Source organism: Nannocystis pusilla (assembly GCF_020073745.1).
Lineage (GTDB): Bacteria > Myxococcota_A > Polyangia > Nannocystales > Nannocystaceae > Nannocystis > Nannocystis radixulma.
Genome location: NZ_JAIRAU010000029.1, coordinates 107,813 through 125,709 on the forward strand (window position 1 = coordinate 107,813; position 17,897 = coordinate 125,709).

The 17,897-nt window shown below is 71.2% G+C and carries 15 protein-coding genes; 6 read left to right on the plus strand and 9 right to left on the minus strand.

The genetic code is table 11. The annotated features are described in order from the left end of the window. Positions 1–116: 116 nt before the first annotated feature. Positions 117–971 carry a PAS domain-containing protein gene (locus K7C98_RS23975; protein WP_224194074.1) on the plus strand — a complete coding sequence of 285 codons (855 nt, stop codon included), beginning with the start codon at positions 117–119 and terminating at the stop codon, positions 969–971. Here the strand turns inward: K7C98_RS23975 and K7C98_RS23980 are convergent. From K7C98_RS23980 to K7C98_RS23990, 3 genes are all read right to left on the minus strand, one after another. Next, the gene (locus tag K7C98_RS23980) at positions 961–2,085 is read right to left on the minus strand and encodes a hypothetical protein (RefSeq protein WP_224194075.1); all 1,125 of its coding nucleotides are present in this window, start codon (positions 2,083–2,085) and stop codon (positions 961–963) included. The genes K7C98_RS23975 and K7C98_RS23980 overlap by 11 nt on opposite strands. A gap of 402 nt (positions 2,086–2,487) precedes the next feature. Continuing rightward, the gene (locus K7C98_RS23985; protein ID WP_224194076.1) at positions 2,488–3,729 is read right to left on the minus strand and encodes an Ig domain-containing protein; all 1,242 of its coding nucleotides are present in this window, start codon (positions 3,727–3,729) and stop codon (positions 2,488–2,490) included. Positions 3,730–3,744: 15 nt separating this feature from the next. Continuing rightward, on the minus strand, positions 3,745–4,551 hold the full coding sequence (locus K7C98_RS23990) for a hypothetical protein (protein WP_224194077.1): 807 nt from the start codon (positions 4,549–4,551) through the stop codon (positions 3,745–3,747). A 202-nt stretch (positions 4,552–4,753) separates the two neighbouring features. Here K7C98_RS23990 and K7C98_RS23995 point away from each other — a divergent pair, with 202 nt between their 5' ends. After that, positions 4,754–6,553 carry a protein kinase domain-containing protein gene (locus tag K7C98_RS23995; protein WP_224194078.1) on the plus strand — a complete coding sequence of 600 codons (1,800 nt, stop codon included), beginning with the start codon at positions 4,754–4,756 and terminating at the stop codon, positions 6,551–6,553. On the opposite strand, the gene K7C98_RS24000 is transcribed toward K7C98_RS23995, so the two are convergent. Further along, the gene (locus tag K7C98_RS24000; protein WP_224194079.1) at positions 6,554–8,107 is read right to left on the minus strand and encodes a hypothetical protein; all 1,554 of its coding nucleotides are present in this window, start codon (positions 8,105–8,107) and stop codon (positions 6,554–6,556) included. On the opposite strand from K7C98_RS24000, the gene K7C98_RS24005 reads away from it, so the two are divergent. After that, positions 8,107–8,334, plus strand: coding sequence for a helix-turn-helix domain-containing protein (locus K7C98_RS24005; RefSeq protein ID WP_224194080.1), 228 nt, complete (start codon positions 8,107–8,109; stop codon positions 8,332–8,334). The two genes, K7C98_RS24000 and K7C98_RS24005, sit on opposite strands and share 1 nt — an antisense overlap. Before the next feature lie 95 nt (positions 8,335–8,429). Here the strand turns inward: K7C98_RS24005 and K7C98_RS24010 are convergent, their stop codons facing one another. Then, on the minus strand, positions 8,430–10,199 hold the full coding sequence (locus tag K7C98_RS24010; RefSeq protein ID WP_224194081.1) for a protein kinase: 1,770 nt from the start codon (positions 10,197–10,199) through the stop codon (positions 8,430–8,432). Between the two features lie 8 nt (positions 10,200–10,207). Continuing rightward, positions 10,208–11,653 carry a serine/threonine-protein kinase gene (locus K7C98_RS24015; RefSeq protein WP_224194082.1) on the minus strand — a complete coding sequence of 482 codons (1,446 nt, stop codon included), beginning with the start codon at positions 11,651–11,653 and terminating at the stop codon, positions 10,208–10,210. Between the two features lie 1,100 nt (positions 11,654–12,753). On the opposite strand from K7C98_RS24015, the gene ggt reads away from it, so the two are divergent. Further along, positions 12,754–14,619: a gamma-glutamyltransferase gene (gene ggt, locus K7C98_RS24020; protein WP_224194083.1), complete on the plus strand. Its 1,866-nt coding sequence runs from the start codon at positions 12,754–12,756 to the stop codon at positions 14,617–14,619. 45 nt (positions 14,620–14,664) lie between these two features. After that, entirely contained in the window at positions 14,665–15,834 is a 1,170-nt protein-coding gene (locus K7C98_RS24025) for an SPL family radical SAM protein (RefSeq protein WP_224194084.1), read from the plus strand. 22 nt (positions 15,835–15,856) lie between these two features. Here the strand turns inward: K7C98_RS24025 and K7C98_RS24030 are convergent, their stop codons facing one another. Beyond that, positions 15,857–16,024, minus strand: coding sequence for a hypothetical protein (locus K7C98_RS24030; protein ID WP_224194085.1), 168 nt, complete (start codon positions 16,022–16,024; stop codon positions 15,857–15,859). A 90-nt stretch (positions 16,025–16,114) separates the two neighbouring features. Next, positions 16,115–16,960: a hypothetical protein gene (locus K7C98_RS24035; RefSeq protein ID WP_224194086.1), complete on the minus strand. Its 846-nt coding sequence runs from the start codon at positions 16,958–16,960 to the stop codon at positions 16,115–16,117. Positions 16,961–17,030: 70 nt separating this feature from the next. On the opposite strand from K7C98_RS24035, the gene K7C98_RS24040 reads away from it, so the two are divergent. Continuing rightward, positions 17,031–17,507: an AgmX/PglI C-terminal domain-containing protein gene (locus K7C98_RS24040; protein WP_224194087.1), complete on the plus strand. Its 477-nt coding sequence runs from the start codon at positions 17,031–17,033 to the stop codon at positions 17,505–17,507. A gap of 24 nt (positions 17,508–17,531) precedes the next feature. On the opposite strand, the gene K7C98_RS24045 is transcribed toward K7C98_RS24040, so the two are convergent. Then, the coding region (locus K7C98_RS24045) for a DUF4832 domain-containing protein (protein ID WP_224194088.1) at positions 17,532–17,897 on the minus strand (366 nt) is incomplete at its 5' end.

Genomic DNA, 17,897 nt, shown 5'->3' on the forward strand with positions numbered 1-17,897 from the left:
GATCGCCCGGGGGCTTCCGCGGCGGGGACGGTGTTCCGAACAATGCAGCGTCGCGCGTTGGCGCTTTGCGCGGATGCCCGGGGCTGATAGGGTGAGGCGCGGAGGGCGAGGCGATGATGACGAGTGATGAGGCGGATACGCGACGCCTTTTCGAGCGATATGCGATGGCGGTGTCGGTCTCCGGGGACGGGATCTGGGAGTATCCTGCCATCGATCCCGAGCAGGCCTTCCACCGCAATATCCCGGTGCATTACTCGAGTCGCTTCCCCGAGCTCCTGGGCTACGACGAGCGGGACTTCGCGCCGATCGCCGGCAGCTGGTGGGATGCCATCCACCCGGACGACCTGGGCCTATCGTCGAAGTCGATCGCCGACCATCTGATGACTGGAAAGCGGATGTTCGCCGAATACCGTGTGTACAACCGGCTGGGCGAAGTTCGCTGGTGGCAGGTGTTCGGCGACTCGATGCCCGATGCCGACCACAAGGGCAAGATCCGTGCGATCGGGGTCGTCCGCGACATCACCGTCCTCAAGACCGCGGAAGAGACCGCGCGCAGTCAGCTCGAGCTGATCACCAGACAGCAGAAGGCGATCCGGGCCCTGTCGACCCCGATCATTCAGCTGTGGGACAACATCATCACGCTGCCGCTGGTCGGCGCGGTCAACTCGGAGCGCGCCGCCGAGATCATGGACCGCCTGCTCGCCGAGGTCGTGCGCCTGCGCGTCCGCTACGCGATCCTGGACCTGACCGGCGTCGAATCGGTCGACACCACCACGGGCGAGCAGCTGTACCGCATCATCCGCGCCGTCGGTCTGCTGGGCGGACAGGTGCGGCTGTCTGGGCTCAATCCTTCGGTCGCCCAGACGATGACCAGCCTCGGCGTCGACATCTCGCCGTTCATCACCCACCGCAACCTGCAGGACGCGCTGCAGGCTTGTCTGCGCGACAGCGATCGGTTCGTCACGCATTGACCGAGCGTCGGTCGTGGCGCAGCACGTGGTCGATGTCGTAGCGGTGGGTCACCAGCGCGCGGTCGAGCGGGCCGGGGCTGCGGCCGGCGCGGAACAGCCACACGGGAGTCTCGTCGGGCGGGAGATCGAACGCGCGGCGCAGGACGGCCATCCCCGGCGCGAACACCCGCCGCTGGTGCGCGGGCCATTCGCGCGGGAGCCGGCCGGTCTCGGCGTCGGCCGCGTACAGCGATGCGCCCGTGAACGGCTGCAGGGCGTATCCTGCGGCGTGCAGGCGCAGCCACGCGCGCGTGTGCAGCCTCGCGGCGGCGACGAAGGCCTCGCGCGCGGGCCGGCGCACGGTGATGAGACCGACGCCGGCGGCGCTGCGCAGCGCGGTGTACGTCAAGCGATCGACGGCGTCGAGGAACCCCAGGCGATTGAGCAGCAGCTGCACCGGCCAACGCCTCGACCGCTTGAGCACGTGCGCCGCGCTGCTGCCGAGCCCGAGCGCCTTCCACAGCACGCCGTCGCGGGTCGCCGCCGCCTCCTCCGCCGACCAGCGCACGACCTTCATCACTTGCTGCTGCACCGGCTTGCACGTCCAGAAGAAGCGCTCGCTGGCGGCGACGTAGGCCAGCAGTTCGTCGGTGTATTCGCTGCGGTCTCGCAGGTGCAGGCGGCATTCCGGGTACTGCTCACAATCGTCCACGATCGCGGCGAAAACCGGGTCGGTCACGGCGCCGCCGCGATAGTCGCGCCGATCGGTGCATCTGCCCATGAGCGCCGCGGCGAGCGGGTCCGGGGCGCCCGCGCGGGCCTGGAAGCGGATCGTCGCCCAGCGCCCGGCCTTCGCCGGCTCTGCCTCGAGCGCGATGACGGCCGCGAAATTCACGGTCGTCGCGGCGATCGCCAGGTATTCCAGCAGTCCGCCGAGCGTCAGGGCGCTGGCCCGTCCCTCGTGATCGAGGGCCGATATCTCGCCGCCGCCGAAGCCGGCGATCTCGAGTTCGGTCCCGCCCCAGCGGAATCGCCACGGCTGCATGTTCCCGGCGCTCGGGGCCCGAGTGGCCAGGTACAGCAGCGGGGCGAGCTGCGAATCGGCCAGCGTGACGGAGGGCGAAGCTACGATCATATGCTGCGAGCATAGTCAAACATCGCCGGTCACGAAAGGGGGGGCAGCAGGACCCGGACAGCGAGGAGTCTCATGGAATGAGCGGATCCAGACGCCGGGTTCGCGGCCGACGAACCTGTCCCGGGGGACCCCCCACTGGGGATTCGGGCGTACCTCCTTTTGCGGCAGCGCATGGCACGCGGCGCGACGGGTCCGCCACGGGCATCGGCGCGCCGCGCGGCGGTGTTTCATCGGTCGGGTGCTGCGGAATGCTCACAGCCGCACGAGCTGGGCCCCGACGTGCGCGCCGGCGCCGATGGCCGCGAAGGCGACCAGGTCGCCGCTGCCTTCGCGCGCCTCGACTTCACCCGGCAATGTCGGATCGCAGCGCGGTCGAGCGTGTGTGCACCGCGAGTAGAGTGCTCACAATGGATAGAATATGACCGGGAACTCGAGGTTGGACTCGTCGCCGTTGGCGAGGATCGCGTCCTTTCCCTGGCAGTCCGGCGCGGCGTCGGAAAGACAGTAGTCGACGCCCCACTGGAGGATGAAGGGTCGTGACTGGAATTCTGGCGGTACCGGGTCGCCCTTGGCCCAGAGCTCGTGGGCGAAGCCGGTCTTGGGCGAACCCATGGTCGGGAGGAGCTGGCAGTTCACCGATTTGTCGCCGTCAGGCTCGTCGGGCGCCGCGACGAGGGGACAGAGCCCGAAGCAGCCGTCGTCGTCGGTCGTGCACGGCCCCGAGCCGAACGGCGACTGCGTCACGCGGTAGAGGAAGCCGAAGAAGCACGAGTCTCCGCACACGACGTTGTTGACCGCGAATTGCGGCGCCGCCTCACCGCCGAGCAACAGGGGCTGGTCCTTGTCGACCTTCACGACCAGCGGGACGAGGACGTTGTTGTCGGCCGCGCCGCCGTGACTGACGAAGATCGAGTACGCCGTGAGCGCCTGGAGCGGCTGGAACGCGCAATACGGGGCATACACCCGCGCGCCGGACTGTTCGGCGGCCACCATCCAGGCCCAGGTGCCGTAGCGTGTCTCGGTCAGCTCCCCGACGATCGTGCACGTCTCGGGGTCGACGTCGAGGCCTGCGGGGAGCTTGCCGTCTCCGCTCGATCCCGGGACCGAGCAGGTGATCGGCGAGCCGTCGCCATGATCGAGATAATCGAGGATCGATCTTGTCCCGCCGACGATGCAGGGCCCGTCCGCCTCGAACGCGTAGCGGTCGACCGTCAGCGCCGGATTCACGACGAGCGGCGGACACGTGGTCATGGCCTGGCCGCCGGCGGCATCCGCGAGCGAGAGCTCGATGTCGTAGGTCCCGACGGTCGTGGGCACACCTTCGATCAGCCCGAGCGCGGGGTCGATCTCCAGCCCGGGCGGAAGGCCGGCGGCGATCCACGTATATGGGGGCACCCCGCCGGAGGCGGTCGGCTGATGATGAAACGCCGCGTCGCGGGCTCCCTCGAGAGGCGTCCCACAATCGACGCCGAGGGCGGGTGCGACGTCCGTGACGCCGCCTGTCGTCGGCGCGTCGATGCTGGTCGCGGTGCTGCCCGCAGGCGAGCCCGTCGCGTCGGGCGGGTTCCCATCCGGAACGAAGAAGCAACCCGAGCCGAGGACCACGCCGGCGAGGCAACAACGGCGACCGATGCGCGTGAACATGGCTTCTCCTCGGCTTCAGAAGCGCAGCTTCCACACCAGTCCCGTCATGCGCGGCCCCACCACCGGGGCGAAGGCCTGGTGCGACGATTGACGCCGTTTGGCCAGTACCAACATGGCGATGCCCGCGCCGAGCAGCAGCGGGGCGGTGATGAGGCCGGCGCGTGCGACCGCCTCGGCCCGCTTGCCGTCGTCCCAGATGTCGCGGCACTCGCCGACGGGGTTGTCGGGATCGCATTGCCGCGAATCGGAGTCGAAGTCGGCCTGGAACGATTTCGTGCGCGCGAGCCCGGCGATGAAGGTGATCAGCATGACCGCGCCCGCGCCGGTTGCCACGCCGCCGCCGATCGTCAGGCCACGCAATGCGCGATCCCGCGAGGGGGGCGGCGCCGCGGTTCCTTTGTCGTCCCCGGCGGCGACCGGGCCCTCCGGTTTCGGGCTCTCGGGGGCCGGCAGTGCGGCGAGAAAGCGATCCCGGGCGGTGGCGATGTCCGCGGGGACGGTCTCGGTGGGATAGACGCGGACGAAGCCCTCCGCGTATTCGTGCAGCGTCGCGTACGCCTCGCGGGCGATCGCCTCGCTGGCGTCCAGCGCGAACGCCTGCTGGTAGGCGCCGGCGATGTAGCGAAACAGCGCCTTGCGATTGGCCTGATGCTCGGGCGCTTCGGGCAGGAGCCCGGCCGCCGCGGCCCAGATGCGGGCGGCGGCCATGAAGTCGCCGCGCTCGTAATGCGCCTGACCATCCGCGAGGCCGGCGTCGAAGCTGACGGGGGCGTTCGTCTCGGCGGGGTCCTGCGCGACGGCGCGGTGGGGGAAGGCCCACACGATACTCGTAAAAACTGCGACGAGAGCCCGATGCCGACGCTCTACCATCGGAACAGCCTATCATACGGTCGGTGCTCCGAAGCCATCACCGGCATCATGTTCTCGCTGATCCTTCGTTCAGTGCTTCGGTGCGGCGGAGGAGGAGCGGTGCGAGGTCGCGTTGCTGTGCCATGGGCGGAGGGTGTAAAAGGTGGATGTTCCCGTGCTCGATTCTGCCAAGGATCCACTGATCGGGGCGGTGCTCGAGCGGCGCTACGAGGTCCTGGCGGCGCTCGGTCGCGGCGGCATGGGGACCGTTTACCTGGCCGAGGACAAGCGGCTCAAGCGGCGCTACGCGCTGAAGGTCCTGCTGCCGGAGCTGGCGACGGACCGCGTGTTCGTCGATCGGTTCTTGCGCGAGGCGCAGACGATCGCGCAGTTCGAACACCCGAACATCGTCAATATCCACTCGTTCGGCGAGGAGCCGTCCGGGGTGGTGTTCTTCACGATGGAGCTGTTGAGCGGCGAGGACCTCGACGCGCGGATCGGTGCACGCGCCGAACGGCCCTACAGCATCAAGGACGCGTGTGCCTGGGCCGTGCAGCTGGCGCGGGCCGTCGCGGCGGTCCATGACGGGGGGCTCATTCACCGCGACCTGAAGGCGTCGAACGCCTTCCTCGCCCGCCGCCCCGACGGCGAGAGCGTGGTCAAGTTGCTCGACTTCGGCATCGTCCGGCCCGAGGCGAACTCCGATCTGACGCGGACCGGCATCGCGCTGGGGACGCCGAGCCACATGTCGCCGGAGCAGTGCAGGAACCTCAAGCTCGATCGCCGCTCCGACATCTATTCGTTCGGGGTCCTGCTGTTCAAGCTGCTGACGGGGCGGGTGCCGTTCACCGGAGACGCGGTGCAGGTGGCCACCCAGCACTGCCTCGCCCCCGTGCCGATGCCGTCGAGCATCAACCCCGCGGTCCCGCCCGAGCTCGACGCGCTGGTCGTGCGGCTGATGGCCAAGGAGCCTCACGATCGACCGCAGTCGATGCACGAGGTCGTCACGGTGCTGGCGAGCATTCATGCCTCTGCGCCGGCGCAAGCGGGGGCGGCCCGCACCGCGACCGCGTCCGAGGTCGTGCGTGCGGTCGCGGACGAGCCGGGCCAGCGCGCGGCGGCGCCGGCGGACACGATCCTCGAGGAGCAGGAGGAGGCCACGACCGCCCCCCGCCCGGCTCCCCCGGTCGCAGATCCCGAGACCACGCCGAACCCCCGCGCCGCGAGCTCGGTGGTGGCATTGCCGTCGACCCGGACCGATCCGGAGCAGGCGCCGGTGGTGGTGCTGCCGGCGCCGACGCAGTCGCGACCAGGCCGCGCGATCGTGCTCACCGCGGTCATGGGACTGCTCGCAATCGTGACCGTCGTGATCGCCACGCGCGAGCCTGCGGGCGTCCAGCTCGCGCCCGTCGCGGAGCAGCCGCTTTCGCCGTCCGAGGCGCCTGCGGTCGAGAATTCGCGGTCCCATGATTCGGCGGTCCCAGGCCCGGCGAGTCCTCCCGCGGTCGCGGTGCCGGAGAGTCAGGAGGTCGAGGCGCCGCCGCCCACGGCCGAGGCGCCGCCGCCCACGGCCGAGGCGCCGCCACCTCCCGTGGAAACGCGGCAGGAGCGGCCCGTCAGCGCGCCGGAGCCGGAAAAGATCAAACCGAAGGCGAAGGCGACGCCGAAGCCGGCGCCCCCTGCTTCGGCCACGAAGCCACCAGCGAGCTCGCCCGCGCCGACGTCGACCGGACCCGCGGGGCCGCCGGTGTCGCAGTCGAAGTCCCAGCTGCAGTCGCGCGCTCGCGCCTGCCGAAAAACGCACAACGCCGAGGGCAGCCCGCTGCTCGTGTTCGACGTCGCCACGACGAGCGACGGCAAGGTGGTGCGCGTCGAGACGACCCACAAGACCGCGCTGGCCGAGTGTCTGCGCGCGGCCATCCGGGAGACCTTGTTCGAGCCCAAGACGCAGGTGGGCCTCGAGGTCAAGCTGTGATCATTCGGGCAGGACGATCAGGGAGAAGCGGTAGCCGCCGCCGCCGTTCTCGCGGATGATCGCGGCCTTCTCGTCCGGATCGGCCGTGTTGTTGCCGCAGTCCAAGTCGTTCTGGGCCATGCAGTAGTCCCAGGTGATGGGGACCACGAAGGCGCGAGCGCGGTAGCCGTCGAGGAGCGCCGTGTCGGGCTCGGTGATGCGGATGGCGTGCGTGAATCCTTCGAAACCCATCGCCGGGTACTTCGCGGACGGGCTGGAGCTGACGTTGGCCGAGGCCGAGACCGTGGCGTAACTGAAGATATAAGCGTAGAAGCAGGATCCGGGGCAGTCCATGCCATAGTCGACCCGGACCTGCGGATCGGGCAGGTCGCTGCCGTACGTCAGTTCGTTGGCCGACGCGCCGAGGAACGCGAGGCCCGGGGCGAGCGTGCGGTCCTCGCCGGCATCGGTGCGGATGATCTCGTAGTCCGGCTCGATCGTCTGGCTCGCGCAATAGGGGAGGTGGACGTCCACGCCGGTTTGTCTCACCGTGGTGATCCAGGCGTAGACGCCGTAATGCAGGGAGGGATCGACGGTGCCCGACAGGCGACAGGTCTCGGGGTCGACGGCGAGCCCGGGCGCGATGGTGTCCGGCGTCTCGAAGTCTCCGTCGAAGTTGGACATGCCATGGCCGCGCCCGGGGATCAGGGAACACGTCGGCTGTGTGCCGTCACCCCCGTTCAGGATCCCGAGAGCGAGGAGATCGTCGATGCCGACCGCGGGATCGGAGATACAGCCGTCGGGGAAGGCGCTGACGAGCGCGGCCGGATCGAGCGCCAGCGGGGCGAAGACGGAGATGGTGCCGCATGCGCTCGTGCTCGGCGTGCCCCCGGCGTCGATCACGGAGAGCTCGACCGGGAAGTCGCCGGTGGCCTGCGGGATCCCCCAGATGACGGCTTCGGCGCTGTCGGCGTCGGAGACCTCCAGCTTCAGGCCCGGGGGTAACCCGTCGACGTCCCACGAATAAGGCGGCTCGCCGCCCTCGACCCGGACGTTCGTGGCATAGTCGATTCCGACGAAGCCGGTGCGCAGGGCGTACGGCGCGTCGGTGCAGAGGATCTGCGGCGCTGCGCCGCCTGTCGGAGAGTCGATCGTGGAGCTGTGCTCATTCGCGGAATTCGTCGCGCCGTCCGTGCCGCTGCCGCCGACGTTGCCGTTCGGGACGAAGAAGCAGCCGGGGAGCGCGACGAGCCCGCAGACCGCGACGGCTCCGGCGCCACAGCGGGGACGAAGGAGGAAGCCATACCCGGGCACCCGTCGACGGTACCACGCGGAATCACGGCTTTCACCGCCGCCGGCGAGGCGACGAATGGCGTGACCTGTGAGCGGGAGGGCCTGCGAGTCATTTGCGCGCATCCGTGCCTGAGCGAGCCGGAACGGGCGGGCCGGCGCGCGTGAACGACCCTCGTCCGCGGACCGTGGGAGCCGCGCGGTCGTGAGTTGACGCGGCGGCGATTTCGAGGCCGGATGGATGATTCGCCGCGTTCCGCGGGTTTCTCTCCGGAGGTTCAACATTGGCCCAACTCATCCTTGACGAATTCAACCTCGAGAAGGCCGAGCGCCGCCTGTGCGTCGAGGCCCTCGCGTCGGCCGGCAACATCGTCGGTGCCGCGGCGCTGCTCGGGATCACCCGCCACGCGCTGAAGCGCCGCATCATCAAGCTGGCCATCGAGTGGCCGCAGCGCGGCGCCAGCCGGCCGACCGTCGCCTCGACCGGCGTGAACGCCGGGCTGTTGCGGTAGGCGCCGCGCGTGCGACCTGCCCGGGGCGCGACCCGGTGGCCGAGAGCCGCCGGGTCGCGCCCGTTTGCGTCGACGCCGAGACCCTGCGCAGGTGCTCAGCGCCAGAAGGTCGAGACGATGTCTCGCTGGATGTCGTGGTGGAGGCGCTTGATCTCGAGCAGGAACCGCTGCGCCGGCTCGCCGCCGCGGTGAATGCGGGTCCTGGCGTAGCTGCCCGGCAGGCCGCGGGTCATGGCGCGGAGGATGATGACGATCATCTCGTCCTGCCAGAAGGCCGAGCGGATGGCCTTGCGGACGCCGGGGTAGAGGTCGAGGCCGCGGAGGGAATTGACGTCGACGGTGCGGTGCTTCTCCTGCGCGGTGTAGACGAGCGCGTGCAGCGGGTCGAGGCGCGTGGCGTCCTCCGAGAGCAGGAAGTAGAACAGGGCGCCGAGGGCGAAGATGTCGTGCGGCTCGAGCAGCGGCCGCTCGACGACGCAGCGGCGGTAGTCCTGCACGCCGGGGGCGACGCCGCCGTACTTGGCGATCTTGCCGCCGTCGAGCACGTTCTCGATCATGAGGTCGTGGGCGTGGTCCTCGTCGAGCGAATGGCTGATCCGGTCGCCGGGCATCAGCGGCAGCGACAGGCCGCGCATCTCGGGCGGGATGACGAAGGTCTGGTCCTCGGGCGAGAAGGCGATCGGCTGGTCGAGGCTCACGTCCTGGCGGCGGTTCTTGGCCTCGGGCGAGAGGAACGGGCTCTTGTTCTGTCCGGCGGCCTCGGCGTCGTCGTACCACGAGCGCGTCGGCACGACCTCGTCGGCGAGGCCGAAGTCGATCAGCAGGGTGCGGAAGGTCGGATAGCTGGTAATGTCATTGAGGATGTCGTGGATCGACATCTCCGGCCGGTGCTCGCCGCGCCAGCTCGACTTGCCGTTGCGGGTGCCCGACAGGCGGACCATGATGTTGTCCGCGGCGAGGTCCTTGTGGATGATGCGCTTCTCGCCGTGCAGCCAGGCGACGGCCTCGACCAATTGCACGACGACCAGGACCTTCTCGAGCAGGAGCGCCTTCTCGACCAGCTCCGCCGATCGCCGCCGGCGCCACTCGCGGGGCAGCCATGCGGCCACGCGGGTGGCCAGGCTGCGCCTCGCGGCCAGCACCATCGCCTTCGTCTCGCCGTCCTTCTTGCGCCATTGATCGAGCACCTCCTCCCGGCGCACGCGCGCGAAGTCCTTGAGGCCGAGGGTGAGGTGCTCCATGACGATGGCGTCGCGGTGAACGAAGTTGACGATCGTGCCGCGGCCCTCGACCGAGCGGTCCTGGCAGCAGGTCCGCGCCGCGGGTGACGACAGCTCCTGGGCCCGGTCCATGACCCGGTTGGCCGGCAACAGGTAGCCGCAGGCGACGCAGTGGAGCGCGGGCAAGGCGTCGGCCTCGATGCGCGTCAGCGACTCGTGGCTGCAGGCCGGGCAGCGCGGGTGGTAGATCTTGCCGCACCCGCACAGCACGAGCGGGCGCAGTTGCAGGACGTCGAGGATGTGCAGGACGTTGACGTTGTCGGCGTCGCTCAGCTTGCGCAGGTGGGCGATCTCGGTGGCGAACAGGCGCTCGTCGGTCAGCTTGGCGTGGCTGTGGAGGATCTTGACCGCGACGCTGCGGGCCGGTTGATTGCCGATCTGCTGCTGGCCGCACAGGACGCGGGCGAACTTGCCCTGGCCGAGCTCGACGGGTACCCACAATCCGCCGCGGTTGCGGGTCATGCGGAACGCGTAGCGCAATTGCGAGGTGACGGTCTCGCGGCTGATCGCGGCCTCGGGCAACGGGGCGACGGCCTGGGGCTGCGGCGCGGCAGGAGCGGCGGGGGCGTCGGTGGGGCGTGACATGGCGTGATTCAGGTGATGCCGATGCAGGCGAGGTGCGCGCGGGACAGGTCGGGCTCGTCGATCTCCAGGATCACGAAGTCGCGGGTCGGCGCGGCGAAGCGGACCTTGAGGCTCACGCGGCCGACGTCGATCGCGCGCCGCTCGCTGCGACCGTCGCCGCGGGCGGCGTGGCAGACGACCTCGCGCAGGCCGAACTCTCGCCGGCCGCACCACACGTGGCGCACGCCGCCCGGCTCGAGCAGGACCCGCGTCAGCCGGCTGCCGACGCCGCTCTCGCTCGAGTACAGGCCGGGGCGCTCGCCGATCTGGCCGACGACCGAGAGCGCGAGCGCGACGTCGGCGTAGCGGTGCAGCACGAGGTTGCACGCCAGTCCGGCGCCGAGCGGGATCTCGAGGCCGTGCCGCAGATCGTCGGCGGCGATCGCATAGGGGTAGAGCACGACGGTGTGCTCGGGGGTGTTGAGCTGCAGCGGCACCGGCGTGGGGGCGACGTCGACGGCGCGCCAGTTCTCCGGCAGCGCCGCGCCGAACTCGTCCTGGCCGGGCACGGCGGCCTCGAGGGTGCGCTCGAGCGCGTCCAGCAGCTCGCGGGCGTTGAGGTAGCGGTCCCGGGGGTAGATCGCCACGGCGCGGGCGAGGACCGGCTCCCAGGCGCCGACGTCGACGTCGACGAGGCCGGGGGTCGGCCGTCGCAGCGCGCAGGCGCCTCGATCGGGGTCGTGCGCCGAATCGGGGTAGGGCAGCTCGCCGGTGAGCATATGATGCAGGACGAGGCCGATCGCGTGGACGTCGGTCCAGGTGCCGGTGTGCTGACGCAACATTTGTTCGGGCGCGGGATACCTGGGCGAATGGGCGACGAGCCCCGACTGGGTTGGCTCGTCGGTCGGCTGGGCCTGGGCCTCGAACGGGGCCCGGATCCGGGCGATGCCGAAGTCGATGAGCCGGACCCGCGGGCCCTGCGGGGCGTCGCACACGATGATGTTGTTGGGGGCGACGTCGCGGTGGGCGATGCCCCGCGTGTGCGCCTCGGCGAGCGCCTCGAGCACGGGGCGCAGCAGCTGCAGCGCCTCGGGCGGCGACCAGGTGCGCCGCGGCTGCTGGCGCAGGAGGCCGGCCAGGGTCGGGCCCTCGAGCCACTCGAGCGCCACCCACGGCACCTCGCCGCGGCCGGGCAGCGCGATCGAGCCGCAATCGTAGGGGCGGACGATCGCAGGGTGCTCGAGGGTCGAGAGGATCTCGATCTCCTGGAAGAAGTGTTGAATGGCCTCGCGGGCGATCGCGGTCTCGGTGGCGGCGAGCGGCGCGAACACCTTGACCGCGATCTGCTTGCCCAGCGACAGGTGGCGGCCGCGGTACACGATGCCGAAGCCGCCGCGCGCGACGGCGCGCTCGAGCACGAAGGTGTCCTTCAGCATCGCGCCGCACAGACCCAGGATGTCGAGATCGTCCTTCATCCGAACCCCCTCTCCCTCGATCGATCGGCGACGCCTCGCCGCGGCGTGCGGGTGAGCACAAGCACCACGGAGCGGACGAGGTCGGGCGGAATCGCGACATGCATCGATCGATCGCTGCCCGACCGATCATGCGAGGAGCCCCGCGCCGCCGCGGGCGCCGCAGGTCACTTCGCGCGCCGGAGCGGGTGCTCGCGCCGCTGGCCGAGGAGCGGCGCCCGCGGCTGGCAGGCGGCGCCGGACGAGATCGTGACGCCGTCCGAGCCAGTGTTGAGGATCACGAGGTCGAGCGACTCGCCGCCGCGGGTGTCGACGAGCCAGAGGTCGTGGGGCGGTCGAATGGTGGGTGAAGCCGACGTCGCCGGTGAGGTCGGCGAGCGTGACGCGGCCCGCACCGGGCCGAGCGGCAGGCGGGCGTGGACGGAGAGCCGGCCCTCGACCCGCAGGACACACAGGTCGCGAGGGAGTGTTGCTCATGGCGACGTCGAGCAGGCCGTCGCCGGGGAGGTCGGCCACGGCGCACGGGTACGATCGGACAGGGCTGAAAGTACCTGACCTATGGGCCATGCGGACGTCGAGGAGGTCGAGGCGGCCGTCGCGGTCGAGTTCGAGGCCATGTCGCGCCGGTGGGCGAAGCAGTTGGTGCGCAGCTCGCCGGCGGGGGCCGCGGGCGCGGGCTCGGGCGTCACGGCGAGGATGGGGAGGCGGGGGCGACGGTGCCGGCGCGGGGGCAGCTGCGGCGGGCTCGGGGCGCCGCAGACAATGCGTATAGTCTGTCCGCGAAGACGGCGAACACTTGTCCGTCGATCGGCCGCGCGCGCGGCGAATTCGCGGCGACGCGCCGTCTAGCGAGGCACCCGTGAATGGGGGGATCCGGCGACGCTGTCGCTAATCGGGTGGAGATCTTCCGTGGGGTGGACCACACAATCGCCGCAACCGGCAGGCGCCCGCCTCGGCGGGCCCCAACCACCGCACGGGCGGCGGCGGCGACGACGAAGACGCGTGATAATTTTCGCGGGCCGGGTCGGAGCGGCGCGCCCGAACTGCGCCTCCGGTCTTTACGAGAGACATGATGCATGGCGAACCGTGATCTCGGACACTATGTGCATAGTTGTTTCGCGCGGCTCGGATTCGGGCTGGTGGCGGTGAGCGGCTGCGTCGCCTCCGAACACCCGGAGGGCGGCCCGGCGACGCCGATGCCGGACTGCTGCCTGCCGGACGACATCGGCGCGCCGATCGCCGGCCCGAGCCCGGCGTTCACCGGAGGGGTGGTGGCGGCGAGCGAGCCGCTGGCGGCCGAGGCCGGCGCGGCGATCCTCGCGGCCGGCGGCAACGCCGTCGACGCGGCGGCGGCGGTGCACTTCATGCTCAACGTCGTCGAGCCGCAGTCGTCGGGGATCGGCGGCGGCGGGTTCATGATGATCCACCTGGCCGGCTGGCGCCCCGAGGAGACGGTGGTGATCGACTTCCGCGAGCAGGCGCCCGCGGCGGTGACGCCGTCGATGCTCGCCACCGATCACGCGCCCGACGTCAAGTCGTCGAGCGGCTACACCGTCGGCGTGCCGGGGGCGCTCGCGGGCGTGGCCCACGCGCTGGCGAGCTACGGCACGCGCAGCCTCGGCGAGACGCTGGCGCCGGCGATCGCGGCCGCGCGCGACGGCTTCGAGGTCAGCGATCGTCTGGCCCGAGAGACAGGCTCGTCGCGGCTCAAGGTCGAGCCGGGCGTGCCGGCCTACGAGGAGGCGCGCCGGCTGTACCGGCCCGACGACAAGCGGCTCCAGGCGGGCGACGTGCTCGTGCAGCCCGATCTGGCGCGGACGTTCGAGCTGATCGCGCGCCACGGGACCGAGGCGTTCTACGACTGCGATCATTCGGCGGGGATCGCCCGGGCGATCGTGGCGGCCCAGGCGGCCACGCGGGCGAGCAATCCGGGCGGCACGGGCCGCATGACCTGCGCCGACCTGAAGAGCTACGCGATCCGCGTGCGCTCGCCGCTGATCGGCAGCTACCACGGATACGAGGTCGTGACCACGCCGCCGCCGTCGTCGGGCGGGGTGGCGCTGCTGCAGATGCTCGGCGTGCTCGACCGCTTCGAGATCGGCAGCGGCGACCTGAAGTTCGGCGCCGCCGACACGCTGGGCGTGATGCTCGAGGCGCTGCGCGTGGCGTTCGCCGATCGCCGGATGTGGCTCGGCGATCCGGAGTTCGCGTACGTGCCGGCGGAGGGGCTGCTGGACCGGACCTACGTCGCCGAGCGCTCGGCGCTGATCGCCGCCGGCGAGCGGCGCAGCAGCGTCCCCGCCGGCGATCCGCGGCCGTACCAGCCGCCGCCGGAGGCCACCGCCGAGACGCTGGCCGAGCTCGAATTCATGCCGGAGTTCGAGGGCACCGACACCACCCACTTCACGGTGATCGACGAGGCGGGCAACACGGTCAGCGTGTCGAGCACGATCGAGCGCGTGTGGGGCACGGGGCTGATGGTGCCGGGCTTCGGCTTCATGCTGAACAATCAATTGGCCAGCTTCAACGACGAGCCGACGGCCTCCGCGTCGCCGTACAACCCGGGCGCGAACGACCTGGCGCCGCACAAGCGGCCGCGCGCCAGCATCGCGCCGACGATGATCTTCCTCGACGGCGAGCTGGTGGCCGCCTACGGGTCGCCCGGGGGGACGGACATCATCAGCGCGCTGCTGCAGGTGACGCTCAACCTGATCGATCACCGGCGCACGTTGCGGGCGTCGATCACGGCGCCGCGGATCGCGCTCGACAGCGCGAGCAGCTCGGCCGAGGCCGGGATCGAGGCGGGCTTCAGCAGCTCGGTGCGCGCCGCGCTCGAGGACCGCGGCTACACCTTCGTCGAGGCGAGCGACATCGGGGCGGTGCAGGCGATCGTGACCTACCCGCTCAGCGGGTATCAGTACGGCGCGGCCGACCCGCGCCGGATCGGCGCGGTGTCGGGCCTGCGATGAGACACGGGTGTCGGGGGCGCGAGGTCGTGGTATAGGCCGGCGAGCATGGCCGGCGCCCGCGATCTCGAGGTCCACCTGCGCGCGCTCGTCGGCGGGCTGGCCCCCGGCGACGAGCTCGCGCCGGGCCTGCGCCTCGCCGAGGTCACCACCGAGTGCGGGCCGCGCCTGACCTTCGAGACAGCCGGCACGCGCGTCCACGTCGAGGTCGCGCGCCTGACCGAGGGCCGCCGCAGCGCGGTGCAGACGCGCCGGCTGGCGCTGTCGTACCGCTTCGACGAGGCTGTCTCTGCGGACAGGCGGGCGCTCGGCGTCACGGTCTGCCGCGCGGTCGCCGGGGCCGCGGCGAGCCGCGAGGAGGCGGTGCTGGCCGCCCTGGCCCGCGACGCGGAGATGGCCGAAGAGACAGGCGATGAGCCGGGCGCGCGCGTGCGCGAGGTGGCGGTCGAACGCCTGCTCGAGCGCGCCGAGGGCGGCCGCTACTACACGGTGACGCCGTACGTCGGGTGCCTGATCGGCTGCAAGTTCTGCTATGCGCAGTCGCACGTGGCCGAGACGCGGGCGCTGCTCGGCCTGGCGCCGGCGCCGTGGGGCTCGTACGTCGACGCGCGGATCAACGCGCCCGAGGTGCTTTCAGCGGAGCTCTTGACGCTGCCGCCGGCGCCGATCAAGTTCTGCGCGGTGGTCAGCGACCCGTACCACGCGATCGAGCGGCGCACGCAATTGACGCGGCGGATGCTGCTGGTGCTGCGCGACGCGCAGGTGCGGGCGGGGGTGCTGGTGCTGACGCGATCGGCCCTGATCGAGCGCGACCTCGACGTGCTGGCCGCGATCGCGAATGCGTGGACCGGGATCTCGATCCCCACCGTCGACGAGGCGGTCCGCCGGCACTTCGAGCCGCGCGCGGCCAGCATCCCGGCCCGCCTGGCGGCGCTCGCCGCCTGCAAGGCCGCGGGGCTGCGCACGTTCGCCATGGTCCAGCCGCTGCTGCCGGGGCCGATCGCGCCGCTGGCCGACGCGCTGGCCGAGCACGCGGGCTCGGTGCGGATCGACGTGCTGCACGGGGTCGAGGGCGCGGCGCACGAGTTCGCCGACGCCCGCTGGACGGCGGCCGCGAGCGACGCATGGCAGCAGGAGCAGGCGGCGGCGCTGACGGCGGCGCTGGTCGAGCGCGGGGTGTCTTTGTGGACAGGTGAGCTGCCGCCGGGGCTCGGGTGACGCCGGGCGCGCGGCCGCCGGCTCACTGTTGTTTGGCGGCAGCGCCGGGCTCGGCCGGCCGGGACTCGTCGAGGATCGTCCCGCGCTCGCTCCAGCGCGCGCGGCTGTAGCTGACGCCGAAGATCGCCAGGATGAGCCCGATCCCCACCAGCAGGATTGCGTAGAGGGGGAACTTTCCGCGGGTGGCCACGAGATTCGTATGACCCCGACGAGCGCGAACGGCAACCATGCGAGCGGCGCGCCGGGGCGGTCGGGGATGCACGCGAGCGAGGGCGTCGCGTCAGGGGGCCTTCGCGGGCGTCTGCGCGATCCGTCGCTCGTGCTCGGCGCGGTCGGCGGCGGTCAGCGTGAGGTCGGGGTCGCCGGCGATCAGCTTCTCGAGAATGATGCTGCGCTCGTGGAGCGCGTAGGGGGGCCAGTCGCAGGTGGCGAGGATGTCACGGCCGAGGCGAGCCCAGGCGACGGCCTGCTCGCGGCGGCCGTCGAGGCTGGCGAGGCGGGCGAGCAGGACGGTGAGGTCGACGCGGAGCTCGGCGAACGGGGTCATTCGGCTGTGCGACACGCGAATGTAGTGCGTGGCGACCAGGGCGGGCATGTGTGCATCGAACGCGTCGAGCGGCAGCGCGGCCAGCTCGGCGAGCGCGACCGGGACGCCGGCGAGGAACGGCACGGCCTGCTCCTCGATGACCTCGAGCAGGCGCTCGGCGGTCTCCTCGGCCTCGGCGACGTCCTTGCCGAGGTCGAAGTCCTGACCGTACGGCGGGGCGTGGAACAGCTGGCACAGGCGATAGAAGCAGCAGTCGGGGAAGTCGATCGCGTCGGGGCCGAGCGCGCGCTGCAGCGAGGACGGCAGGCCGAGGCGATGGGCCGCGAACGCGAGCGAACCCGAACCTCCGGCCTTGCCGCCGGCGAACCATGCGAGCGTGACGAGGTCGCCCCGACGCCCGCGACCCCGCATGGCCTTGCAGGTGAAGCCGAGCGCGCGCAGCCGCGGGTTGACCTTCTTGTTGTAGACCTTGGCGAACTCGGCGGTCTTGAGGTTGAGCATCTTCGGCCACACCTTGACGTCGGCTGGGAGCCGCGACTCGGGCCAGAAGCGGTACGGGAGGTCCTGCAGGGCGCGCACGGCCTGCAGGATAGCCGCGTCGGCGGGCCGCTGTCGTGTGGGCGGCGAGCTGTGATACGGTGGCCGGAGCATGTCCTCGCCCCGGCTCCGATTCACCCTCGCCTCGGCCCTGCTCCTGAGCGCTGCGTGCAAGAAGGAGGCGGAGACGAGCCCGCCGGCGACGGCCGACGCGGCCGCGGAGGGGGCCGCGGAGGCGCCTGCGGACGCGCCGGCGGCCGAGGAGGAGGAGTCGCCGTACCTCGACGTGGCCAACTTCAACAAGGCGGTCGAGGCGCACGCGGACGAGATCGTGGCCTGCTACAAGGACACGACGGGCAAGGCCGCCGACGCACCGACCGGGCGGGTCAAGGCGACGATCGTGGTCGACGGCGACGGCAAGGTGAAGAAGACGACGTTCGACCCGCAGCGCAGCACGCTCAAGGACGACAAGCTGTTCGCCTGCATGCAGGAGAAGATCGGGGCGTGGAAGTTCAACATCACGCTCAACGGGGCCGACTCGCCGATGCCGTACACGTTCGACCTGACGTCGGGCGCGCTGCTGCCGTGACGACCGGTCTGACGCGCGGGCGGATCACTGCGTCACGGAGAGGGTGGCGTCGAACCAGTTGATGCCGTCCAGCCATTCGACGCCGGTGTCGTTGGCGAGGCGGATCGCCTGGCGCGGGTCGTCGAAGAGGGTGGGGGCCGGGTCGGCGAGCTGGAGGCCGATCCGGTAGTTGCCGGGCGGGGCGTTCGCGGGGACCTTGACGTCGACGCACAGGGTGACGGCCTGGCCGGGTACGAGGGTGCGCAGGTCGAATTCGCCGACCGCCCGGCTGAAGCCGGCGGCGTCCTGGAATACGAGGACCAGCGGGCGGGGATTGACGGGGGCGGCGAAGCCGTCGTTGACGAGCTCGAGCGAGACCGGCACCGTCTCGCCCGCGACGGCGGTCTCGGT

Excerpts from the sequence above, each read along its gene's own strand:
- K7C98_RS23975 (WP_224194074.1), top strand. The coding sequence starts at position 117 with ATGACGAGTGATGAGGCGGATACGCGACGCCTTTTCGAGCGATATGCG.
- K7C98_RS23980 (WP_224194075.1), bottom strand. The coding sequence starts at position 2,085 with ATGATCGTAGCTTCGCCCTCCGTCACGCTGGCCGATTCGCAGCTCGCC.
- K7C98_RS23985 (WP_224194076.1), bottom strand. The coding sequence starts at position 3,729 with ATGTTCACGCGCATCGGTCGCCGTTGTTGCCTCGCCGGCGTGGTCCTC.
- K7C98_RS24000 (WP_224194079.1), bottom strand. The coding sequence starts at position 8,107 with ATGTTGAACCTCCGGAGAGAAACCCGCGGAACGCGGCGAATCATCCAT.
- K7C98_RS24010 (WP_224194081.1), bottom strand. The coding sequence starts at position 10,199 with ATGTCACGCCCCACCGACGCCCCCGCCGCTCCTGCCGCGCCGCAGCCC.
- K7C98_RS24015 (WP_224194082.1), bottom strand. The coding sequence starts at position 11,653 with ATGAAGGACGATCTCGACATCCTGGGTCTGTGCGGCGCGATGCTGAAG.
- K7C98_RS24025 (WP_224194084.1), top strand. The coding sequence starts at position 14,665 with ATGGCCGGCGCCCGCGATCTCGAGGTCCACCTGCGCGCGCTCGTCGGC.
- K7C98_RS24040 (WP_224194087.1), top strand. The coding sequence starts at position 17,031 with ATGTCCTCGCCCCGGCTCCGATTCACCCTCGCCTCGGCCCTGCTCCTG.